This is a genomic window from Ruegeria sp. AI3 (assembly GCF_056541245.1).
In genome coordinates this window covers 30,029-50,931 of the sequence record NZ_JBQFYA010000021.1, presented here as the reverse complement: position 1 = coordinate 50,931, position 20,903 = coordinate 30,029, and the positions used below count along the sequence as shown (strand labels likewise).

The 20,903-nt window shown below is 53.2% G+C and carries 20 protein-coding genes and 2 pseudogenes; 19 read left to right on the top strand and 3 right to left on the bottom strand.

Annotation, left to right across the window (positions count from 1 at the left end; genetic code table 11):
- The first annotated feature begins 169 nt into the window (after positions 1-169).
- On the top strand, positions 170-463 hold the full coding sequence (locus ACRZ95_RS22015; protein ID WP_170681748.1) for an antibiotic biosynthesis monooxygenase: 294 nt from the start codon (positions 170-172) through the stop codon (positions 461-463).
- Between the two features lie 39 nt (positions 464-502).
- Positions 503-961 carry a GFA family protein gene (locus ACRZ95_RS22010; RefSeq protein ID WP_039522548.1) on the top strand — a complete coding sequence of 153 codons (459 nt, stop codon included), beginning with the start codon at positions 503-505 and terminating at the stop codon, positions 959-961.
- 193 nt (positions 962-1,154) lie between these two features.
- Here ACRZ95_RS22010 and ACRZ95_RS22005 read toward each other — a convergent pair whose 3' ends face one another.
- Complete coding sequence (locus ACRZ95_RS22005) at positions 1,155-3,032, bottom strand: adenylate/guanylate cyclase domain-containing protein (RefSeq protein ID WP_170681749.1); 1,878 nt, start codon at positions 3,030-3,032, stop codon at positions 1,155-1,157.
- 1,238 nt (positions 3,033-4,270) lie between these two features.
- Between ACRZ95_RS22005 and ACRZ95_RS22000 the strand changes: the two genes are divergently transcribed.
- Positions 4,271-4,549 (top strand): hypothetical protein, encoded by a 279-nt coding sequence (locus ACRZ95_RS22000; protein ID WP_170474689.1) that lies wholly within the window; start codon positions 4,271-4,273, stop codon positions 4,547-4,549.
- Between the two features lie 57 nt (positions 4,550-4,606).
- Positions 4,607-5,314, top strand: a pseudogene (locus ACRZ95_RS21995) (IS6 family transposase).
- Positions 5,315-5,439: 125 nt separating this feature from the next.
- On the opposite strand, the gene ACRZ95_RS21990 reads toward ACRZ95_RS21995, so the two are convergent.
- Positions 5,440-6,186: an IclR family transcriptional regulator gene (locus ACRZ95_RS21990; protein WP_170681662.1), complete on the bottom strand. Its 747-nt coding sequence runs from the start codon at positions 6,184-6,186 to the stop codon at positions 5,440-5,442.
- A gap of 216 nt (positions 6,187-6,402) precedes the next feature.
- On the opposite strand from ACRZ95_RS21990, the gene ACRZ95_RS21985 reads away from it, so the two are divergent.
- From ACRZ95_RS21985 to ACRZ95_RS21930, 12 genes and pseudogenes are all read left to right on the top strand, one after another.
- On the top strand, positions 6,403-7,239 hold the full coding sequence (locus tag ACRZ95_RS21985) for a cyclase family protein (protein ID WP_425083499.1): 837 nt from the start codon (positions 6,403-6,405) through the stop codon (positions 7,237-7,239).
- A 61-nt stretch (positions 7,240-7,300) separates the two neighbouring features.
- Entirely contained in the window at positions 7,301-7,645 is a 345-nt protein-coding gene (locus ACRZ95_RS21980) for a cupin domain-containing protein (protein ID WP_170681660.1), read from the top strand.
- Positions 7,646-7,656: 11 nt separating this feature from the next.
- Positions 7,657-8,442, top strand: coding sequence for an SDR family oxidoreductase (locus ACRZ95_RS21975; RefSeq protein WP_170681658.1), 786 nt, complete (start codon positions 7,657-7,659; stop codon positions 8,440-8,442).
- A gap of 3 nt (positions 8,443-8,445) precedes the next feature.
- The gene (locus ACRZ95_RS21970; protein ID WP_170681656.1) at positions 8,446-9,369 is read left to right on the top strand and encodes a 3-hydroxyacyl-CoA dehydrogenase family protein; all 924 of its coding nucleotides are present in this window, start codon (positions 8,446-8,448) and stop codon (positions 9,367-9,369) included.
- Between the two features lie 43 nt (positions 9,370-9,412).
- Complete coding sequence (locus tag ACRZ95_RS21965) at positions 9,413-10,693, top strand: ABC transporter substrate-binding protein (RefSeq protein WP_170681654.1); 1,281 nt, start codon at positions 9,413-9,415, stop codon at positions 10,691-10,693.
- A 50-nt stretch (positions 10,694-10,743) separates the two neighbouring features.
- Positions 10,744-11,472 (top strand): ABC transporter ATP-binding protein, encoded by a 729-nt coding sequence (locus tag ACRZ95_RS21960; protein WP_170681652.1) that lies wholly within the window; start codon positions 10,744-10,746, stop codon positions 11,470-11,472.
- Entirely contained in the window at positions 11,465-12,172 is a 708-nt protein-coding gene (locus ACRZ95_RS21955; RefSeq protein ID WP_170681650.1) for a branched-chain amino acid ABC transporter ATP-binding protein, read from the top strand. The genes ACRZ95_RS21960 and ACRZ95_RS21955 overlap by 8 nt, the downstream gene beginning before the upstream one ends.
- 1 nt (position 12,173) lies before the next feature.
- The gene (locus ACRZ95_RS21950; protein WP_170681648.1) at positions 12,174-13,037 is read left to right on the top strand and encodes a branched-chain amino acid ABC transporter permease; all 864 of its coding nucleotides are present in this window, start codon (positions 12,174-12,176) and stop codon (positions 13,035-13,037) included.
- A complete protein-coding gene (locus ACRZ95_RS21945) occupies positions 13,034-14,062 on the top strand; it encodes a branched-chain amino acid ABC transporter permease (RefSeq protein WP_170681645.1) in 1,029 nt (342 codons plus the stop codon). The genes ACRZ95_RS21950 and ACRZ95_RS21945 overlap by 4 nt, the downstream gene beginning before the upstream one ends.
- 4 nt (positions 14,063-14,066) lie before the next feature.
- Positions 14,067-15,005 carry a 3,5-dioxohexanoate:acetyl-CoA acetone transferase gene (kce, locus tag ACRZ95_RS21940; RefSeq protein WP_170681643.1) on the top strand — a complete coding sequence of 313 codons (939 nt, stop codon included), beginning with the start codon at positions 14,067-14,069 and terminating at the stop codon, positions 15,003-15,005.
- A 73-nt stretch (positions 15,006-15,078) separates the two neighbouring features.
- Positions 15,079-16,023, top strand: coding sequence for a YHYH protein (locus ACRZ95_RS21935; RefSeq protein WP_170681641.1), 945 nt, complete (start codon positions 15,079-15,081; stop codon positions 16,021-16,023).
- Between the two features lie 100 nt (positions 16,024-16,123).
- Positions 16,124-16,830: pseudogene (locus ACRZ95_RS21930) on the top strand (IS6 family transposase).
- Between the two features lie 204 nt (positions 16,831-17,034).
- On the opposite strand, the gene ACRZ95_RS21925 reads toward ACRZ95_RS21930, so the two are convergent.
- A complete protein-coding gene (locus ACRZ95_RS21925) occupies positions 17,035-17,718 on the bottom strand; it encodes a GntR family transcriptional regulator (protein WP_170642894.1) in 684 nt (227 codons plus the stop codon).
- 274 nt (positions 17,719-17,992) lie between these two features.
- Here ACRZ95_RS21925 and ACRZ95_RS21920 point away from each other — a divergent pair, with 274 nt between their 5' ends.
- The 3 genes from ACRZ95_RS21920 (at position 17,993) to ACRZ95_RS21910 (ending at position 20,897) form a co-directional block, all read left to right on the top strand.
- Positions 17,993-18,994, top strand: coding sequence for a TRAP transporter substrate-binding protein (locus ACRZ95_RS21920; RefSeq protein WP_480542938.1), 1,002 nt, complete (start codon positions 17,993-17,995; stop codon positions 18,992-18,994).
- Between the two features lie 80 nt (positions 18,995-19,074).
- Positions 19,075-19,608, top strand: a complete 534-nt coding sequence (locus tag ACRZ95_RS21915; protein WP_170474681.1) for a TRAP transporter small permease — start codon at positions 19,075-19,077, stop codon at positions 19,606-19,608.
- Positions 19,609-19,610: 2 nt separating this feature from the next.
- Positions 19,611-20,897, top strand: a complete 1,287-nt coding sequence (locus ACRZ95_RS21910; protein ID WP_170375920.1) for a TRAP transporter large permease — start codon at positions 19,611-19,613, stop codon at positions 20,895-20,897.
- Positions 20,898-20,903 lie beyond the last annotated feature (6 nt).

The following is a 20,903-nucleotide window of genomic DNA, read 5'->3' as shown; positions in this document are numbered from 1 at the left end:
CGAATCCCAGTTTCGAATGTCCGGTTTGGGCTGCGACCAGCTATTCATGCAGGCCGCGGAGAATGGCCACGTCGGAGCCCAAAGCAGACACACCCGTAGCAAAATGATATGGTCATAGAACCAGAGGCGCTCATACATTCAGGAACCGTACTTTACGGAGGTAGGACGAATGATAATGCGCATCTTTCAGGTCGTGACTCGGCCAGGCAAAGAGGAAGAGTTCTGCAAGTTCTTCCATGAAACAGCTATACCCTTGATGAGAGGTACTAAGGGCATCGTTCAAGTGTTTCCTGGTACCGCACGTGCTGACACACCACGAGAATTCAGCTTTGTCATGGTGTGGGAAAACCTAGAGGCTCTAAAGGCTTTTGTCGGCGAAAACTACCAGAGCCCGCATATCGATCCGGCGAAGGCGGAATTGGTCGAGTCGCGTTCTATCAAGCATTATGAGCTGGTCCAATAAGGGCCATGGCTGAACACAAGGAAACAACTCGGGGGAAAAATGATCAAAGGGAAATGCGGCTGCGGAGCCGTAACGTATCAGATGACATCACAACCCATGTTCGTGCATTGCTGCCACTGTAGCGAATGTCAGCGACAAACCGGAGCAGCCTACGTCTTGAACGCCATCATTGAGGCTGATCGCGTGACGTGCAAAGGGCCAATCACCGAAAATGAGCTCTCCACTCCAAGCGGGAAAGGTCAGATTATTACGCGCTGTGGGGATTGCGGCGTCGCCGTTTTTAGCAGCTACATGATCCGCCTTGGAAAGCTAAGGTACGTGCGCGTCGGAACACTGGACAACCCGGATCAATGTCCTCCGGATGCACAGATTTTCACGAGCAGCAAACAGGCCTGGGTGCCACTCAGCGAGGACATTCCTATCTTCGAGGAATTTTACAAATTCGATGAGGTGTGGCCGCAGAATTCGTTGGAACGTTTGGAGACTGCTTTATCCTGACGGATCAGTCGCTGAGGCTGAATGGCGGCGTTTGTCCGCAAATAGGCGTTTGCAAAGCCCGACGAGCAAGGCCCGTTTTGGGCTGAAAACACTACAAAGCCACAGCCGCAAATCGCAGGATTAAAGTTTGTCGCGATAGTTGTGGGTGTCTGAGTCTGGTAGCGACATCCGCAAAGCAAACTCGAAAAATCGTTCATTCTTTGGTATCAGGCACACCCAATTTTTGCAGATCCTCTACCCACCGATTGAGATACGCCTCACTCTCGAATGGCGCATTCATCGCCTCTTGGATAGTGAATTCGGGATTGGCCGCTAGAAACTCATCGATAATAGTCTGCGCATCACTGGGAAGACCAAGGCGTAAAAGAATTGGCGCGTAGGTGCGTTTCAAGCCGTCGGGTATTTCGTTCATTTGTTCAACGGAAGCCTTTGCATCTTCATACTCCTCGGTGAAGTACTGAGCCCAACCCAGATTCCAAAGATACCAGTCTTGGTGATGTGGGTTCAGCCGGATCGCCAGTTTCATGCGCTCAACGGCTTCAGGCGCCTTGCCGCCATAGACGAGAGGGTCGATGGAATCTGCCAGAACGGATGCCGAATTTGGATTCAGAGCAATTGCTTTGTCGTAAAGCGAAGCAGCCCGCTCAAGGTTACCGCTTTGAGTGGTTGCATTGGCTAAGACCCAATGACCTTTGAAATTGAAGGGTTCCAGTTCAATGGCTTTCCGCGCCATCTCAAACGCGCGCTCCAGTGATTCCTCGCGCGTTAAAGAGTTCGTCCACCCCCAACGATACCCGTTAATATGTGCCCAAGCGTTTTCGACATACGCCCCGGCATAGTTCGGATCGAGAGCAATGGCTTTTGCGCTAAGCTCTTCCGCCCTTATGTTTCCTTCTTTTGTGAAGGTAAACCACTCCTCCTGCGCGCGTTTGCGCAATTCGTAAGCGCCAAGACTATCAGTAGGCTGATGCTTAAGACGGCTGTACTCTGCCAAATCGATATTCGTGGAGAGAAGCGAAGCTATGGTTCGCGTTATCTCATCCTGTACTGAAAATATGTCCTGTAGGTCTCGGTCATAGCTGTCTGCCCAGATATTCTGGCCCGTCGTCGCATCAATGAGTTGGGACGTCACGCGCAAACGCTCACCGGCAATTTGAACGCTCCCCTCAACAATATAGCGAACACCCAATTCTTCTGACACTTTCTGTATATCTGCCGGAGTGTCCTTATATGAAAATGTCGAATTTCGGGCGACTACGAAGAAGTCTGAAAAACGGGACAAGGCGGTCAAGATGTTCTCACTCAGTCCGTCGCTGAGGTAATCTTGGCTTGGGTCGTTGTTGAGATTGTCGAACGCCATGACCGCGATGGAGGGTTTGCCAGACAGGGCTGCGGCTTGTTCATCCGTGTCCGGGGATTGCACCACGGACCAAGGTTGAAGCCATGCCGCGACTACTAACGCCAGTACAATTGCGGTGCAACTAACCGTGGTTAGGCGATTTTTCCAAGGCTTGTTCGTAAGTGGCACGATAGGAGAAACGATGGCTTTCGCCTTTTTATCCATTGCAAGGCAGTAGATGTGAACGGGTTCGGAGATATTCTTGACCTCTCGCATCCCCAAATCTTCGATGGTGAGATCGAGCTTGGTATGGACCTGTTCGAAAACGCTAGCCGACATGTAAATGCCATCCGGGACAGCCAGGCTTTCAATGCGTGCGGCGACATTTACACCATCCCCGTGAATGTCATCCTGATCGACGACAATGTCGCCAACATTGAGACCGATCCGGTATCGCACCTGCGAATCTTGCGGCAGGTCCGCATTAGCGACGCTTACATAGTGTTGCATGTCCAACGCACACCGAACGGCCTCAACTGCACTTGCAAACTCAAGAAGCAAGCCGTCGCCCATCAATTTGACGATGCGCCCATGTCGCGAAGCGACAATTGGTTCAAAAAACTGCTCGCGATGGGATTTGACCCTTGCAAGCGTGCCGGCTTCGTCATTTCGAATAAGACGGCTATAGCCAACCACATCGGCGGCAAGTATCGCTGCTAGACGTCTTTCCAAAGACTGAACTCCCACAGTGGGCACCACGCTAAACGCAAAATTGCTTCTAGGCCAGATGCGCTAACCGAACACACATTTCCAAAAAGAGCGATTGTTAAGTCTAGATAAGGCATCAGCCTTGAAGCTGTGCCTGACTGCGAAGTGCAGTAGCTCATAAAATGTCCGCTTGGGGCTGCGACCCGCCAACCATGCAAACCGCAGAGAACGGCAATACTGAGCCCAAACCGGCAGATTTCTGCACCTATTTCGACTGTCCGCTTCCGGACTGCCGCCCAGGATAAAGAAACAGACTATCTCGATAATGCGGATAACGGCATCAAAGTTGGCCTGACAAAGTGGCAACGCTATTGGAGTGCTTTAGTCAATGCAGAGACCAGCGCGTTCGGATCTTCCTCCATGCGGGGGAGTAGTACTGTTCTCACGACGTCGTTCAATGCCCTATCCGCTCGGGCAGCGGCTGGGTCATCGTGATCGACGAAGACTTCGAATGCTTCAGTGGCGGCTAAGACTGCGCCCGGCACATGCGCCACGCCCTGTAGCAATGCGCTAATGCCCAAATGTTCCACTTGGTTGCTATTAGTAGGGGGGCCGACGAACGCGGGATTGAACCCGTCAACTCCCCAAACCTGGCTCGCGGTTAGGCCTTCGCCCGTTGCATATTGATGGATGTGCGGCACACTAAAGTGGCCGATGTAGCCGTGGCTCCACAGGGGGCGGTGCGTTAAGGGATTGTACCTGCTTGTGCCTGATAACAGAGCTTGCCAGATCAACAGAGTGGCCTGTCCCTCTGTCTTGGCATGGCGTTCACGCTCTGCTCGCGCACTCTCTGGCAGCGTTTCGACATAGTTACGGGAAAGCGGCAGCAGCGCCAAGCGACCCGGATTAGGCGCAGTGCAACCAAGATGGCACAGAACTATTCAGAGGGTTGGTACTTTGCCGATTGCGACGATCTTTTACTCGAGTGAAAACGAGTGGACGCGAAGTACTACAAGGAAGTGTTGTTGCAAGATCTCAGCGTGTAAATGCAAACGTGTTTGTTTCCAATGCGGCAAGGAAAGTTATTGAATGCATCGCAAAACGCTGTTTCGAGAACCGCAGACGAAACGAGCCAATAGTTGTTCCATCGCAAAGTGCCTACTGATTAAGAATAAATAATGTTCGCGTAATCGTTACCAAAGCTTCGAGCACCAAGTCCATTGTACTTCATATCACTGGGTTAAAAGGGTGTTTTAGTAACAATGGTTTATGAAATCGGTGTAGACATGGCGCTCTCGGCCATGAAGGTATCTTCGGTTGTAAGTGAAAGAGATGACCAACTCTACGCAATGGGAGTCTGTGAGGCGATGGGACTTACACCTCGTGAGGCCGCCTTAGTAATTTTGGCTAAAGAGAGTGAATTTGTTAAGCCCAGAGAAACGGAAATATGCATCAAAAAATGGGCACGCGAAGGAAGTCTGAATCCGACAGAACCCGCGGTCGCCAGTGCCCTTTCGAGGCTCGGCTATAACGAGATTTAGGTTCTTGTCAGAAGGGCTTTGCTTGAGCGGGGTGGGGGTGTTGCCTAGCGTCTGGGAATGACCAAACCTGCCTCTTTCAAGTACTTCAAAACCAGTCCCGAGATCATCCGCCTTGCGGTGATGCTGTACATCCGTTTCCCGCTCTCGCTTCGGAATGTCGAAGACTTGTTGCACGAGCGAGGCATCGATGTGAGTCACGAAACTGTTCGGTATTGGTGAAATAGGTTTGGCCCAGTGTTTGCTGCTGAATTCCGAAGAAAGCGTGTTCAGCAGCTGAGCGCATTCTCCAAATGGAAGTGGTACGTGGACTAGCTTTTCGTGAAGTTGAGTGGCAAGAGACACTACCTCTCGCGGGCTGTTTATCACGAAGGCGATGTATTGGAAGCCGTTGTTACCAAACGCCGAAACAATGCTGCAGTACTGAAATTCCTCAAGAAGTAGATGAAATGACACGGTAAAGCGAAAACCGTCGTCACGGATCGCCTCGCATCGTACAAGGCCGCTCTCAGAGAGCTTTGCGCTACCAAAAAACAAAGGACGGGTAGGTGGCTCAACAACGGAGTCGAGAATTCACACCTTCCTTTCCGACGACTCGGACGCGCGATGCAACGTTTCAAACAGATGCGAAGTTTGCAGAAGTTTGCCGCCGTCCATTCCTCAGTATACAACCACTTCAAACAGGAAAAATCGCTGACCCGCAGAGATACATTCAAGCTAACACGCACCGCCGCTCTTGCCGAGTGGCGTCAACTTTGTTCCGAATAGGTACGCAATTTACGCGGCAAACAAAGACTGGTTCGAATTCATCTGACAGCACCTTCGCGTCTATTGCAGACACAAAAGCTTGACCCGTCCCGAGCCTAAATCGAGCCACAGTCGTTTTCATGTATTCAATGGAAGGTTTGATGAATACTTGAGGATGTTTCCAGCAGAGCTCTTTCGATGCTTTCTTTTTGTCGCGCAAATCGCGTCGTTGGCACTGGAATTGAGATCGCGTGCAGGTCTCCGACCCAGTCGACGAAAGAAAACCCGATCGCCGACACGCCGGCGGAATGCTCGTCCAAATCATAGGCAAGGCCCTGTTCGCGGACCGTATTCAGTTCGGAAAGGAACTCATCCAAATTCCTTTGTATACCATTCCGTTCCCATTCGTTTTGAATGAGCTTTGTCGCATCTTCTTCATCGAGTTGAGCGAGACAAGCTTTCCCATTTGCAGTGGTGGTCAGTGGAAAAACCTCGCCCACTTGCGAAACGGTCGTCAACCGATAGACACCTGGGACCTGATCTAAGAAAACCATGCCGATACCGCGCATGACGGCGAGGTCTGTGGTTTCCCCGGTCTTTTGGGTCAGTTCTGTCAAAAGCAGCCGGCAGTGTTCGACGATGCTGTACTGCGCGGCACCCGCGAGAGCGCTTAGTTCGGGGCCGAGCCTCAAGCCACCTCCATTTGCATCTGCTATGACAAGTTTTTCTTCAGCAAGTGCACTTGTGATTCTCTGTACCGTAGAGCGGGGCAGGTCAACACGCTCGGCGATTTTCCCCAAGCTCATTCCGGATTGGCTTTCTTTTAGAACACGCAAAATAGAGGCTGCTCTGGAAATGACCTGAATGCCACCTTTATCCGGTTTTTCAGACATTTAACCTACCCCATTCTGTCTTGGCATCGTAGCTTTGGATGCCTGGCGATTTTTTAGTGTTGTATCACAATGCGGTGCAAGTCAACCGTATAGTGAGTTTTAAGTTGACCGTAATGCGGTGCGCGTGCATCATCATACGGGACAGGTGGGGAGGCCACCCAGACAACTGAAAAGCGAACACCGCCGCGTTGCCGGCGAACAAAGGAGATATGCCCAATGGTCGAAATCCGCGGCATTGAGTTTCAGTCAAACACCGACAATGACATGGGGCTCGAGTTTTACAACCTTAGCCACAGATACGGGTTCCAGTGCCCGAACTGGCCCTATTTCAAAGACGTCCAAATCGACCGAAAGCACTATATGGCCAAGTCCGGCGTGTTGTCTCAGACGATTACCACAACGATGCATGTGACAACGCACATCGATGCTCCAGCGCATGTCGTTCAGGGAACGCCGTTCATCGACGAAGTTCCGCTGCCGCATTTCTTTGGTTCGGGATTGGTCGTCTCGGTTCCCAAGAAGAAGTGGGAGCAAATCACAGGAGATGATCTGGAGAAGGCTTGCGGGCACGCAATCCGCACGGGCGACGTTCTGATCATCAACACTGGTTGGCATAAGCAGTACGAAGACGGTGACTACTTTGCTTATTGCCCGGGGCTTGTTCCTTCCGCTGCCGAGTGGATGATCGAAAAAGGTGTGAAAGTCGTTGGCCACGACACCCAGGCAAACGATCACCCTCTGGCAACGGCCATTGGCCCGCAGCGTAACGGTCCAATTTTGCCACACCTTGAAAAAGAATATCTTGAATGGTCAGGGGGGACACCGTGGGAGGTTGATTTCCCCGAGTGGGAACCAGTGCACAACATGCTGTTCTCCAAAGGTATTCTCGGTATTGAAAATGTCGGTGGGGATCTGGATGCGGTGACAGGCAAGCGCTGCACATTCGCCTTCTTCCCATGGAATTGGGACCGAGGCGACGGCTGCATCATCCGACTGGTTGCGATGATCGACAAGAACCAGTCCTACCGCATCGAAGCTGGCGAAGAATTCTGAACACTCACGGACCGGTCGCCGGTTCGCCGGCGGCCGCCAATAACCTTGAGCGGAGACGGACATGCATCTGAAGCGCTTTCAAGACGCCCAACCCTACGAAGCACCGAACCATTTTGGGTGTCATGGGCTTCGCTTGCAAGGGTTTGAGGAAGGCGGGCCGACAAATCAGTGGATTGGCTTCAGCCAGTTCCTACCGGGTGGTGGTGCCGGGCCGGACTCCACACCTTTTGAGAAAGTCTACGTCGTCTTGGAGGGTGAGATGACCGTCATCGTTGACGGCACAGAAACCATTCTTGGGCCGATGGATAGTTGCACGATCGTACCGGGCGAAGTGCGCAAAATTGAAAACCGCGCCAACCACACCTGCAAAATGCTGGTGGTCATTCCGTATCCGCCAGAAAGCTGAGGACGAAAAGAATGTCTGATCCACTCAAGATGTTTGACGTAAAAGACAACGTCGCACTGATCACCGGAGCATCCGGCGCGTTTGGCACGGTCGCAGCGCGCGTCTTGGCCGGAGCTGGGTGCAATCTGGTTCTGGCTGCGGGCAATCAGGACGCGCTCAACGAGATCGCCAAAGAGTGCAAGTCGCTTGGTGCGATCGTCGTTGCGGTGAATACGCGCCCGTCCGACGAGGCATCCTGCAGTGCGCTGGTAGAAGAAGCAGTCAATAATTTTGGTAGGCTCGATATTCTCGTTGTCGCGTCCGGTATGAACAAAGTTGCGCCGATCAACGAAATGGCGCCAGAGACCTTCGACGCAGTGATGGACGCCAATGTGAACCAAAGCTGGCTGTTGGCACGCGCGGCGGCGGCGCACATGAAGCAAAGCGAATACGGCAAGATCATTTTCGTCAGTTCCGCGCGCAGCATCCTGGGTCACCCAGCTGGCTACACGGCGTATTGCGCGTCAAAGGCTGCTGTGAATGGGATAACCAAAGCCTTAGGATGTGAGCTAGGTCCAACAGGGATCACCGTCAACGCGATCGCGCCAACGGTATTCCGTTCGCCTTTGACGGCTTGGATGTTCGAAGACACCGACGAAGCGAAGGCAGTGCGTGACGGTTTCCTGACCCGTGTTCCCAAAGGACGACTTGGTGAGCCTGAAGACCTTGCGGGTCCTCTTTTGTTTCTCGCGTCGCGGGCATCTGATTTTTACACCGGGCATATCCTTCATGCCGACGGCGGATACACGGCGGGTTAAAGAATGGCGCGCAAAAAGCAGCAGATAGCGGTAATCGGCGCGGGTCTTATGGGGCACGGTATCGCCCTGACCTTAGCAAAAGCAGGTCAATATGTGGCCATCACAGATCCCGTTGAAGAGGCGCGCGCTACCGTGCCTGACCGCATTCGTGCCAGCATGGCTGCGATGGGGGATGACGAGGTCACAATCACGAAAACCCTCAAGATGATTGAGATTTTTGCGACGACGGAAGGTTCGGTTCGAAACGCCGACGCTGTGTTCGAAGCGGCACCGGAAAAGCTGGAGCTCAAGCAAGCGATTTTTGCTGAGATCGAGGCGCACGCACCAGAGACCTGCATCCTCGCTTCAAATACGTCGGTCATGCCCATCACTCAGATCATGTCTGGATTGCGGCTGAAAAGACGCGCGTTGGGGACGCATTGGTGGAACCCGCCGCATATGATCCCGCTAGTTGAAGTTATCAAGACGGAATGGACAGATCCCAAGATCGCGCAAACCATGTTCGATCTGCTGAAGGACGCAGGAAAAACTCCGGTGATGGTCGAGAAGGACGTGCCCGGTTTTATCGGCAATCGCCTTCAGCATGCGCTGTGGCGCGAAGCGGTCAGTCTGGTGGAAAACGGTATTTGCGATGCGGAAGCCGTTGATACCGTGATCAAGTCCAGCTTTGGGCGGCGATTGGCAGTCCTTGGCCCGTTGGAAAACGCAGATCTGGTTGGTACTGACCTAACACTCGATATCCACGAAAACGTACTACACGATCTTGAGGCGCATAAAGGCCCTTCATCCTACCTCAAGTCGCTTGTCGATGCGGGCAAGCTGGGCATGAAATCAGGCGAAGGTTTCAGGAAATGGGCCGAGGGCGAAGCAGATCAGATTCGCCAACGTGTCGCGAAACATCTGAAAAATCTCGAGAAGACTTTGTAAGATCAATCAAACACTGGCGGGAGGCCGGTGAAGGGAGGACGCAATGACAAAGACTTTTAAGACGGCCACAAGGCGCGGTTTTATTGCCGGGGCTACGGCGGCAATCGCTGCTCCGGCCATCCTCCGGGCAACGCGTGCTTATGCGGCAAACCCGACGCTAAGGATTGGCAATGTCAGCCCGCGTACCGGTCCACTGGCTGGTTTCGCCGAGGCTGATGAATATGTGCTTCAAGCCATTCAGCAGGTCTTTTCGGCCGGGTTGGACAATAACGGAAAGACTTGGAACGTCGAGATCATCTCAAAAGACAGCCAGTCCAACCCCAACCGCGCAGCCGAGGTCGCCGCTGACCTGATCTTGGGCGATGAGGTCGATATCATCGTAGCGGCTTCAACGCCGGACACGGTGAACCCTGTTGCGGATCAGGCAGAGATCAACGAAGTTCCCTGCATCACGACTGATTGCCCTTGGCAGCCCTATTTCTTTGGCCGCAATGGTGTTCCGGGTGAGGGTTTTGAAACGACCTATCACTTCTTCTGGGGTTTGGAAGACGTGATCGCGGCGTTCCTTGATATGTGGGATAAAACGGGTGTCACAAAAACCGTCGGCGGTCTATTCCCCAACGATGCCGACGGTAATGCTTGGGGCGATGCGGAACTGGGCCTGCCTAAACCGCTCGCCGCAGCTGGCTACACGTTGACCGATCCCGGTCGCTATCAGCCTTTGTCCGACGACTTCTCAAACCAGATCGCAGCGTTCAAGGCTGCCGACTGCGAAATCGTCACGGGTAACATGATCCCACCTGATTTCGCTACGTTCTGGAGCCAGGCCGCCCAGCAAGGGTTCAACCCAAAGGTCGTGACCATTGGCAAGGCGCTTCTGTTCCCATCCGTCATTGAATCGCTGGGAGACCGCGGTGACGGGTTGTCGACCGAGGTCTGGTGGTCCCCGCATCATCCGTTCTCGTCCTCACTCACCGGCATTTCCTCGAAAGACCTAGCCGAAGGTTATACCGCAGAGTCCGGTCGCCCCTGGACTCAACCCCTTGGCTTTAAACACGCTCTGTTCGAGGTCGTCGCTGATGTCATCAAACGGGCGGATGATCTGGAAGACCCGTCTTCGATCATTTCGGCAATCACCTCAACCAACCTGAACACAATTGTCGGGCCGGTGAACTGGGGTGATGGGCCGATGAACAACGTCACCAAAACTCCGCTGGTCGGAGGCCAGTGGCAGAAGTCCGGAGACGCCTATGAGCTGCAGATTGTTGCGAACAGCACCGCGCCCGAAGTTCCGATCACGGCCGATATGAAACTGCTGGGCTGACCAGACATTCGGCGCCGATCTTGGTGCCGAACCCTCCATCCGAGAGAAGCATGACGACAATCTTGAGACTCCAAGACCTGAGCAAGGCATTTGGCGCGGTAACTGTCGCCGATGCCATGAGCTATGAGGTCCACAAAGGCGAGGCTCTCGGGGTAATAGGCCCCAACGGCGCTGGCAAAACCTCGATGTTCAATCTGATCACTGGGACGCTCAAATCCAATTCCGGGGTGATAGAATTCAGTGGGCAAAACGTCACCAAATGGAGCGCGGCAAAGCGCAGCCATGCAGGCATCGCGCGTTCTTTTCAGGTCCCGCAGCCGTTTTCGGGCATGACTGTTTTCGAAAATGCGATGATCGCCGCCACGCAATCAGCTGGCATGCACGGACATCAGGCCGAAGACTTTTGTCTGGAGGTTCTGGACCAAACAGAACTGCTGCCCAAGGCAAACGTTCTTGCTGGTAGCCTGACTTTGCTGGAGCGCAAACGCCTGGAACTAACACGTGCGCTTTGCGCCAAGCCCAAACTGCTGTTGCTGGATGAGATTGCAGGTGGTTTGACCGAAGCCGAGTGCAAGTCACTGGTCCAGACCATCAAAGACGTCCACGCCGCTGGCGTCACCATCATCTGGATCGAACATGTTGTGCATGCGCTGCTGGCCGTCGTGGATCGTCTGATCGTCATCGACTTTGGCAAAAAAATCGCGGAAGGCGAGCCACAGGCAATCATGGAAAGCGCTGAAGTAAAGGAAATCTATCTGGGGATCGAAGCCGATGCCTGACTCAATTCTTCAGACACGCGGTTTGAACTCCTACTACGGCGATTTCCAAGCGCTCTATGATGTCGAATTGGACGTCGGCGAGGGAGAAGTTCTGGCCATCATTGGTGCGAACGGCGCAGGCAAGACGACCCTGATGCGGTCAATCACCGGGTTGCTGACGAACGGGCGGGATCAGATTCACTACCGTGGTCAGGATATCAGCCGCCTTCGCGCAGACCAAGTTGCAGTACTTGGCCTCGCCATGGTTCCAGAAGGTCGCCAGTTGTTCCCATCGTTGTCAGTCAAGGAAAACCTGATGATCGGGGCTCAAGTTGGTCGCTCAGGCCCTTGGGATCTGAAAGCTGTCTATGATCTGTTCCCGATCCTTGAGGAGCGCAAAGATCAGGCTTCTACATCGCTTTCGGGCGGTCAGCAACAGATGGTCGCCATTGGGCGTGCCCTGATGTCCAATCCAGATCTCATCCTGTTCGACGAAATCAGCCTTGGGCTGGCGCCGATCATCATTAAAGATATCTACGACGCTCTGCCCGGCATCATCGGTGAGGGCATGAGTGCGATCATCGTCGAACAAGACATCACCAAGGCACTGTCGGTCTCTAGCCGGCTCTACTGCCTGCAGGAGGGGCGCGTTTCGCTGGAAAGCGCGTCTGACACCGTTTCGCGCGAAGACATTTCGCGCGCGTATTTCGGGATCGAATAATATGGAATGGCTTAACGCTATCGTGCAGGGAGCTTTGCTGGGCGGGCTATACGCGCTGTTTGCCGCAGGTCTTTCGTTGATCTTTGGGGTTATGCGGCTAGTCAATATTGCCCATGGCGATCTAATTGTGTTGGCTGCATATCTTGGGCTGACCGTGACGACCGCGACCGGAATGCACCCGATGGCCGCATTAGTGATTGTCGTTCCCGCTATGGCTCTGATTGGGTATGCCCTTCAACGCGGCCTACTGAACCAAACCCTGGGCGACGATATCCTTCCACCGCTGCTTGTGACCTTCGGGCTGAGTGTAATCATCCAGAACGGGTTGCTGGAGGTCTACACAGCCGACCCGCAAACATTGAATGCTGGTGCTCTGGAAACAGCCAGCGTTGCGGTAGGCGGTGTGACCCTCGGGATCTTGCCGCTGCTGACTTTCGGGATTGCAATCGCCGTGATCTGGGGGCTCCAATGGACCTTTTATCACACTGCTATCGGTCGCGCATTTCGAGCGGTGTCCGACAATCAAGACATTGCCCAGCTGATGGGCCTCAATCGCCGACACATCTTTGGCTTGGCCATGGCGCTGGCCCTCGGCGTGACGGCAATCGCCGGTATTCTGCTTGGCATTCGGACAAGCTTTGATCCCTCGATTGGCGGGGGCCGCCTGATCTTTGGCTTTGAGGCTGTCATTATCGGCGGGCTTGGCAACCTTTGGGGCACTCTCATTGGCGGCGTTATTCTTGGCGTCGCGCAAACCATCGGAGCTAAGATTGATCCGGGCTGGCAAGTACTAGCTGGCCATATTGCCTTCCTTGTTATTCTTGCCGTTCGTCCGAACGGCCTCTTCCCGAGGGTTTCCGGATGAACTTGCAGGACTACAGTGTATCTCGGTCATCAAAAGCAGCGCGCGTTGCAGCGATCGTGGCCGCAATCGGTTTGCTTGTTCTGATTGCAGCGCCCTGGTGGGCAGGCCGCGCGGACATGCGCTTGATGGGAGAGCTGTTTCTCTACCTGTCCCTCGCCACTCTTTGGAACCTCATGGCGGGTTACGCCGGTCTCGTCTCGGTTGGTCAGCAGGCTTATGTTGGCTTCGGCGGCTATATGCTCTTTGCGCTCACGATGCTGGGTGGTTTGCACCCACTGGTTGCTATCGCAGCCGCAGGTGCGCTGGGCGCTTTGATCTCGATCCCGGTTGCTGTTCTGATCTTCAGGCTTCGAGGCGCATATTTTGCCATTGGCACCTGGGTCATCGCAGAGGTCTTTCGGCTGAGCTTCGCGCAAATCTCGGCGCTTGGCGGAGGGTCAGGGTCTTCGCTGCCCGTTGCCATCGTGAAATCACTGGCGTCCGGGCGTGCGATGCGAGAAGCGCTCAGTTATTGGCTGGCGCTTGGAGCCGCTGTGCTGGTGGTGACAGCCGTGTATCTCTTTCTTCGTTCGCGCCAAGGGTTGGCGCTGACGGCAATTCGGGACAACGAACTGGCCGCCGGTAGCCTTGGCATCGATATCTGGCGCACGAAGTTCATTGTATACGTCGTCACGTCGGCGTTCACGGCGATGATCGGCGCGCTGATCTTCTTGCAAAAGCTGCGCATATCGCCGGATGCGGCGTTCAGCGTCAATGATTGGACTGCCTTCGTCATCTTCATCGTAGTGATCGGCGGCATCGGTACCATCGAAGGACCGATCATCGGCACACTCGTCTTCTTTGCGCTGCGCGAAACGCTGGCCGACCTAGGAACAACTTACCTGATCGTTCTCGGCGTGGTCGCAATTGTCGTCATGCTCAAGGCGCCAAAAGGCATTTGGGGCGTGATCCGTAGCCGCTATGATCTGCAACTTTTCCCGCTGGGCTATCGCGTAAAGCACACCGGACAATCCAAGGAAAACTGAACCTATGGCCCGTCAGAAAAAGACCATCATTACATGTGCTGTAACAGGAGCGATCCACACACCAACCATGTCGGATGCGCTCCCGTACACTTACGACGACATCGCACGGCAGGCGATCGAGGCCGCCGAGGCCGGAGCGTCGATCCTACACCTCCATGCCCGCAACCCTGAGAACGGGTCGCCATCGGTCGATCCGGACGACTTCGCGCCATTCCTGCCCCGTATAAAACAGGCAACGGACGCTGTTGTGAACCTATCGACCGGCGGATCGCTGACATTGTCCATTCAGGACCGGATCAATCCGGCCAAGACTTTCAGCCCCGAGATGTGCTCGATGAATATGGGTTCGATGAACTTCTCGTTTCACCCATTGGCCAACCGGTATGGCGATGATGATTGGAAATTTGATTGGGAGAAAGATTATGTCGCGAACTCCGATCAGAATATCTTTCGCAACACATTCCGGGATATTCGCGAGGCGGCAGAAACGCTCGCGCCGCATGACATCAAGTTCGAACACGAATGCTACGATGTCGGCCACTTGTATAACCTGAAATTCTGCGTGGATATCGGGTTGTTCAAAGCACCTATTTTCATTCAGTTCATCTTTGGAATCCTCGGTGGTATCGGGCCTGAGGTTGACAACCTGATCTTCATGAAACGCACAGCAGATCGCCTGTTTGGTGATGACTACCGCTGGTCCGTTCTCGGAGCCGGCGGTGCGCAGATGTCGCTTGCTACCACTGCAAGTCAGATGGGCGGCAATCTTCGCGTTGGCCTAGAAGACAGCTTGTTCATCTCACGTGGAAAGTTGGCCGAAAGCAACGCTCAGCAAGTCGCTAAAATTCGACGTATTGTAGAAGATCTGGGCACTCAGGTCGCGACCCCAGATGAAGCAAGGGAAATCCTAGACTTAAAGGGAGGAGACCGCGTCGCCTTCTGAAGGTAGGATGACCAAAAACAACTCTCATCATTAACATTTTTTGGAATTTCCGAAAGCCCAAGGAGATTGAGCAATGCGATTGAAAGTATTGATAATCAGTGCGCTTCTGACAGGATTTATGGCCCTGCAGGCTCATGCGCAAAACGTAACCCAAGACATCACCAATCTTTTGTTCAGCAACCGGTCCGGAGACTGCGCGGATTATGCAGGAGTGTATTCCGCTTCGGTGGAAGACGTCACGCGCCAACAACGGTTTAACTCCGAAATCGAAATCTCGGCAGAAAGCCAGCACTGTACCCTCAAGACCAATGGCATTCCTAACCATGATTTCAATGGGCCTACAGCCAACTTCGCTAACAATGTACGCGAATTGCCTGGCACTTTTCGGATTCCCAGAAATCCGGAGAAGGCCAGCAACCAAACCGCGCTGTCGCAACGGAGTTATGATGCCATTTTGTTGAATGGCGTGCCGGTCGATTTGCTTTCGGCTGGGTGTTATCGCCCGAGCGGCCCGCGAGCAGACAAGAACGGCAATGTATTGGCGGGGTGTCGAGACACTGATCCATGGCTGCTTGATCCGCCGTCCTACGATCAGTATTTTGGTGTAGATCTGCACAATGCCCATGCCCAGCCCGATGGCAGGTATCACTACCATTCCAATCCAAATGCACTGTTTTTGGATCACGACCTTGATAAGCCGTCTCCAGTTATTGGTTTTGCAGCTGACGGCTTTCCGATCTACGGGACGATATTCAAAGACAGCAATGGTGCGATAAGACCTGCGATTTCCGGCTACCAACTCAAAACTACGCCTCGGCCTGCGCCGCCTAACGGGCCGGGCGGTACTCCGGACGGCACATATATAAACGACTACGAGTTCACTGGGGCTGGCGATCTAGATAAGTGCAATGGCATGACTGTGGATGGCCAGTACGGATACTATGTCACGACAAGCTACCCGTGGGTACTGAACTGTCTGGTAGGAGAACCTGATCGCTCATTCGAAAAAAGGCGGTAGATTAGTTCGGGTCTTAGGTTTGTCCAACTGCGGTTTGTCCAACGGTCTTGTCAGAAAAACATTGCTCGAGCGGGGCAAGGTGGTTGAGTAGCTTTTTCCGATGACCAGATCTGCCTTTTTCAAATACTTTAAAATAGTCCCGAAATCATTCGCCTTGCTGTGATGCTGTACATCCGTTTCCCGCTCTCGCTTCGGAATGTCGAAGATCTGCTGCATGAGCGAGGCATCGATGTGAGCTCGAAACTGTCCGAAATTGGTGGAACAGGTTTGACCCGAAGTTTGCTGCTGAGATCAGACGGAAGCGGGTGCAAAAACTGCGCGCATTCTCGAAATGGAAGTGGCACCCGGATGAGGTTTTCTTGAAGGTGAATGGCAAGCGGCATTATCTTTCGCGGGCTGTTGGCCATGAAGGCAAGGTGCTGCAAGCCGTTGTGACCAAACGCCGAAACAAGCAGGCGGTATTGAAATTCTTCAAGAAATTGATGAAACAGCCATGGCTGTTCAGAAGAGATCGTAACGGATCGCTTCGCGTCGTGTCGGGCTGCTCTCAGAGAACTAGGCGCTACCGAAAAACAGCAGACGGGCAGGTGGTTCAACAACCGCGTCGAGAACTCGCACCTTCTTTTCCGACGACGCGGACGCGCGATGCAGCGTTTCAGGCGCATGCGAAGTCTACAGAAATTCGCCTCTGTCCATTCCTCCTTGTGCAACCAATTCAACCAGGAAAGATCGCTAGCCAGCCGAGACACCTTCAAGCTGACCCGCTCCGCCACTCTTAGCTTGTGGCGTCAACTTTGTTCCAGATAGGTTCGCTGTTTCCTAGGCACACTGAAACTGGTTCGAATTCGTCTGACGGCACCCAGATCTGTATATTTTCGGAGATTTATGCTGCAAATTCCCTGATCCCCAACAACGAAAAAAAACGCTAAGAATAACGAGCATCCGGCCGGCACGATAGGCACTTTGTCGGCGCCGGATATTGAATGAAGTTAGCGGTACGAGTTTCCGAACTTATTCAAAGTACTCGGGATGGCGTTCATGAATAAACGCGATAGTGTCGTCGAGGCGGGATAAGTGTTTTCTGACTGCGTTTTGCGCTTTTGACAGATCCCGCGAGGCAAGCCCATTTGCGATCTCATAGTGGTCTTCCAAAATGGAATTCGCCTCGCGATCTTTCTCAAGACCAAGCATACAGAGACGATCTACTTTTTGTTTGCATTCCAGCATAACTTCGAACGCTAACGGGTTGCCGCCAAGGACGTAGATTAGTTTGTGAAAATCGTAATCGAGCGCGTGAAAGGCAGATAGATCCCCTTGCGTCAGAGCATTCTCCTGAAGGGCTAAGTTTTCGCTTAGCTTCGCATCCCGATCTGAATCCCAAGTCTCAACCGCCATGTAAACTATTTCAAGTTCGACGGCCCTTCGCACCAAACGAGCAAGCTCTAGGCGATCCATTGAAAAGCCGCGCACCTCGGTTGCTTTTTGAGGTCGGATAAGTAGCAAATCCTCATTTCCAAGCCTGGTGAAGGCGTTGCGAACAGGTTGGCGAGATACGCCGAATCGACGTGCGACTTCCGTCTCGGACAATTTTGTACCGGGAAGAATTTCGAGCGAAACGATCTGATCGTGCAGTGTTTCGTAGACGGCATCAGTGGTTGTTCGGGTTCTAATTCCGTCCACGATTTTTTCTTTCATCCTCTGATTCATAATCCTGCCACCACGATCTGATGGGTGGTTAAGGCACTGTTTTATATATCAAAAAGCCATACTTCGTACGTATTTCAGCAAGGCTTTTTCGGTTAATATCAAAGAGCCTGTAACCATTGAAGTCAAGGCCGTCACATGTTTCAAACGAGTTGTTGACACAACTTGGATACTAGTGTCCTTATGAGTGCAGCAGTGATTCCGGCTCTGGGAGGAAGCAGGAAGTTTTGCGACTTTCATCCTCCAGACGACACCTTTTGGCCTGTTGCTGCTCAGAAAAAACGGGAGGAGACCCATGACTTCTACGAAATCGCTTTTTGCAGCAGTAACCGTTGCACTGATCGCCTCTTCAGCATCGGCTGAAAGCTGGCGCGCTTGGAACATTCACAATGACGGCCACCCCAATACGGCGGCGATGGACAAATTTGCTGAGCTTGTTGACACAGCCACAGATGGTGAAGTCACGGTAGATGTTTTCCACGGCGGCGTTCTTGGCTCGCAGCCCGATGCGCTGGAGCAAGTGCGAATTGGAGCCATCGAGGTTGGCAACTTCAACCTTGGCCCGATTGGTCCGATGGTCAAAGAGGCAAACCTTGTATCGCTTCCATTCATCTTCAAAAGTGTGCCGCACATGTTCCGCGTGATGGAAGGTGAAGCTGGTGCGGTCGTTGCCGAAGCGATGGGTGAGGCTGGAGTTCTTCCCCTTGCATATTTTGATGCTGGAGCCAGGTCATTCTACAGCCAGAAACCAATCAACTCTCCAGCCGATGTGGAAGGCCTGAAGATCCGAGTTATGAACAACGATCTCTACACTTCGATGATTTCGGCTATGGGTGGAAATCCGTCTCCAATGGCTTTTTCGGAAGTACAACAGGCACTGAAAACAGGCGTTGTTGATGGGGCGGAGAACAACTTCCCGTCGTTCAAAAACGTCGGCCATTACGAAGTGACGTCGCACTATTCGCTGTCTGAGCATTTGATCATCCCCGAGTGCATCTGTGTGAATACAGCCAAGTTCAACGCGCTTAGCCCCGAACTACAAGAAGCTGTACGTAGTGCGGCACAAGAAGCGGCTCTGTATCAGCGCGAACTGTGGGCTGTTGGATCTGAGCAAGCGCGCTCTGACGTTGAAGCGGCTGGCATCACAGTCAACGAAATCGCAGACAAGGGTCCCTTCCAGTCCGCGATGGACGTAGTCTATGCCGACTACCTAGCTGCCAACCCAGATATGAAAGCGTTGGTCGAGATGGCTCAGGCCACTGAGTGATTTGCCAAAGCGAATACAGTTAAGCGCGTCCGGTTTCCTTCAAAGAAGCCGGACTCGTAAAACCAAAAAAAGGGGGCGGCATGCAAGTTTCAGGCAAGACATCAGAGTTTCTACGGAGGATGGATTTCTTCCTCGACCTGCTCGCCCGCCTTTGTACCGTGTTGGCCGGCGTCGCCATCGTGACTATGACCGCCATCTTCGCGTGGCTGGTCTTTGGCCGGTACGTCCTCAATGACACGCCCACCTGGGTTGAACAGGTATCACTTTTACTTGTCATGGTTATTGCCTTCCTCGGCGCAGCAGCCGGAGTGCACAACCATACCCACCTCTCTGTTGTTCTTTTTCGGGGCATGATGTCGCCGAAAGTACGAACAGTCTTTGTCTGCATCACAGATATGCTGCTAGCCGGATTTGGCGCGATGATGTTCTGGTATGGGCTTGAATTGACCGAATTCAAATGGGGCACGTTGATCCCGCTTATTCAATGGCCCGAGGGCCTGAGATCCCTGCCTATGACAATTAGCGGAGCATTGGTCCTTCTGTTTTCCATCGGTCATCTGATCCGCCTGTTTCTGGGCGAGGATGCGCGTCAAGACAGTATAGATCAGGGTTAATCATGGGACTTGCAGTTCTTCTCGGGGTCTTTGCCCTTTCCGTCATCATCGGCACTCCGGTCGCCTACGCACTCGGGATTTCTGCCTTGGCTGCGTTTTGGTATGAAGGCTTGCCCTTGTTCGTCGGCTTTCAACGAATAGTCGCAGGAATCAACGTTTTTTCGCTTATGGCGATCCCGTTTTTCATTTTCGCTGGAGAGCTGATGTTTCATGGCGGGATAGCCGTTAGATTGGTCAGGTTCGCGCAAGCTGCTGTGGGTGCCGTGCGCGGCGGGCTTGGCATTGTAAACGTGTTTTCCTCCATGCTTTTTGGCGGGATTTCAGGTTCGGCGATCGCGGACATCTCCGCGCTGGGCTCAATTCTCATCCCCGTTATGAAAGACAAGGGATACGATGCTGACTATGCGGTGAATGTGACAGTGACGTCTTCTATCGCCGGGATCATCATTCCACCCAGTCACAATATGATCATCTTTGCTCTTGCAACGGGTGGTGTGGTGTCAATTTCCAAGCTGTTCTTGGCGGGCGTGGTCCCCGGCATCCTGATGTGCTGTTGCTTGGCAATTGCCGCATATGTGGTCGCAGTAAAGCGCGGCTATCAGGCTGAACGGTTTCCAGGATGGACGGCGCTGGCGTACGCGTTTATTGGCTCCATCCCCGGCTTGCTGACTGCCGTCATTATCGTCGGAGGTGTCCTATCAGGCATCTTTACTGTAACAGAGTCCGGTGCATTCGGGGCTATGTATGCCTTTGTTGTCACGCTGATCGTCTACCGCAGCCTGTCATGGGATGCCTTTAAGACGGCTGTAATTTCCTCAGTGCGCACAACGTCGATGGTCATGATCCTGATCGCCTGTGCCGGGGCCTTCGCGTACATGCTGACCTACAACCGCGTACCAACCAAAACGGTCGAGTTCCTTTTGGGTATAACCGAGAACCCGATCCTGATTTTGCTGATGATCAATGCCGTTCTTTTGCTGCTTGGCATGATTATGGATATGGCAGCTTTGATCCTCATCTGCACGCCGATCTTCTTACCGGTGATGAATATGCTGGGGATTGATCCGCTGCAATTTGGCATGATCCTTCTGGTGAACCTTGGTCTGGGGCTTTGCACGCCTCCGGTCGGGACCTGCCTGTTTGTAGGCTGTGCGGTTGGCCAGTTGCCGATGGAAAAAGCCATTAGAACGATCTGGCCTTTCTACCTTGCGATCTTCGCAGCGCTGATGCTGATCACCTTCGTTCCTGCCATCTCGCTCACACTTCCCACTCTCCTAATCGGCCCATAAAGCCCA

Excerpts from the sequence above, each read along its gene's own strand:
- ACRZ95_RS21935 (WP_170681641.1), top strand. The coding sequence starts at position 15,079 with ATGCGATTGAAAGTATTGATAATCAGTGCGCTTCTGACAGGATTTATG.
- ACRZ95_RS21950 (WP_170681648.1), top strand. The coding sequence starts at position 12,174 with ATGGAATGGCTTAACGCTATCGTGCAGGGAGCTTTGCTGGGCGGGCTA.
- ACRZ95_RS22015 (WP_170681748.1), top strand. The coding sequence starts at position 170 with ATGATAATGCGCATCTTTCAGGTCGTGACTCGGCCAGGCAAAGAGGAA.
- ACRZ95_RS21990 (WP_170681662.1), bottom strand. The coding sequence starts at position 6,186 with ATGTCTGAAAAACCGGATAAAGGTGGCATTCAGGTCATTTCCAGAGCA.
- ACRZ95_RS22010 (WP_039522548.1), top strand. The coding sequence starts at position 503 with ATGATCAAAGGGAAATGCGGCTGCGGAGCCGTAACGTATCAGATGACA.
- ACRZ95_RS22000 (WP_170474689.1), top strand. The coding sequence starts at position 4,271 with ATGGTTTATGAAATCGGTGTAGACATGGCGCTCTCGGCCATGAAGGTA.
- ACRZ95_RS21955 (WP_170681650.1), top strand. The coding sequence starts at position 11,465 with ATGCCTGACTCAATTCTTCAGACACGCGGTTTGAACTCCTACTACGGC.
- ACRZ95_RS21985 (WP_425083499.1), top strand. The coding sequence starts at position 6,403 with ATGGTCGAAATCCGCGGCATTGAGTTTCAGTCAAACACCGACAATGAC.
- ACRZ95_RS21910 (WP_170375920.1), top strand. The coding sequence starts at position 19,611 with ATGGGACTTGCAGTTCTTCTCGGGGTCTTTGCCCTTTCCGTCATCATC.
- ACRZ95_RS21925 (WP_170642894.1), bottom strand. The coding sequence starts at position 17,718 with ATGAAAGAAAAAATCGTGGACGGAATTAGAACCCGAACAACCACTGAT.
- kce (WP_170681643.1), top strand. The coding sequence starts at position 14,067 with ATGGCCCGTCAGAAAAAGACCATCATTACATGTGCTGTAACAGGAGCG.
- ACRZ95_RS21965 (WP_170681654.1), top strand. The coding sequence starts at position 9,413 with ATGACAAAGACTTTTAAGACGGCCACAAGGCGCGGTTTTATTGCCGGG.
- ACRZ95_RS21960 (WP_170681652.1), top strand. The coding sequence starts at position 10,744 with ATGACGACAATCTTGAGACTCCAAGACCTGAGCAAGGCATTTGGCGCG.
- ACRZ95_RS21915 (WP_170474681.1), top strand. The coding sequence starts at position 19,075 with ATGCAAGTTTCAGGCAAGACATCAGAGTTTCTACGGAGGATGGATTTC.
- ACRZ95_RS21970 (WP_170681656.1), top strand. The coding sequence starts at position 8,446 with ATGGCGCGCAAAAAGCAGCAGATAGCGGTAATCGGCGCGGGTCTTATG.
- ACRZ95_RS21975 (WP_170681658.1), top strand. The coding sequence starts at position 7,657 with ATGTCTGATCCACTCAAGATGTTTGACGTAAAAGACAACGTCGCACTG.
- ACRZ95_RS21980 (WP_170681660.1), top strand. The coding sequence starts at position 7,301 with ATGCATCTGAAGCGCTTTCAAGACGCCCAACCCTACGAAGCACCGAAC.
- ACRZ95_RS21945 (WP_170681645.1), top strand. The coding sequence starts at position 13,034 with ATGAACTTGCAGGACTACAGTGTATCTCGGTCATCAAAAGCAGCGCGC.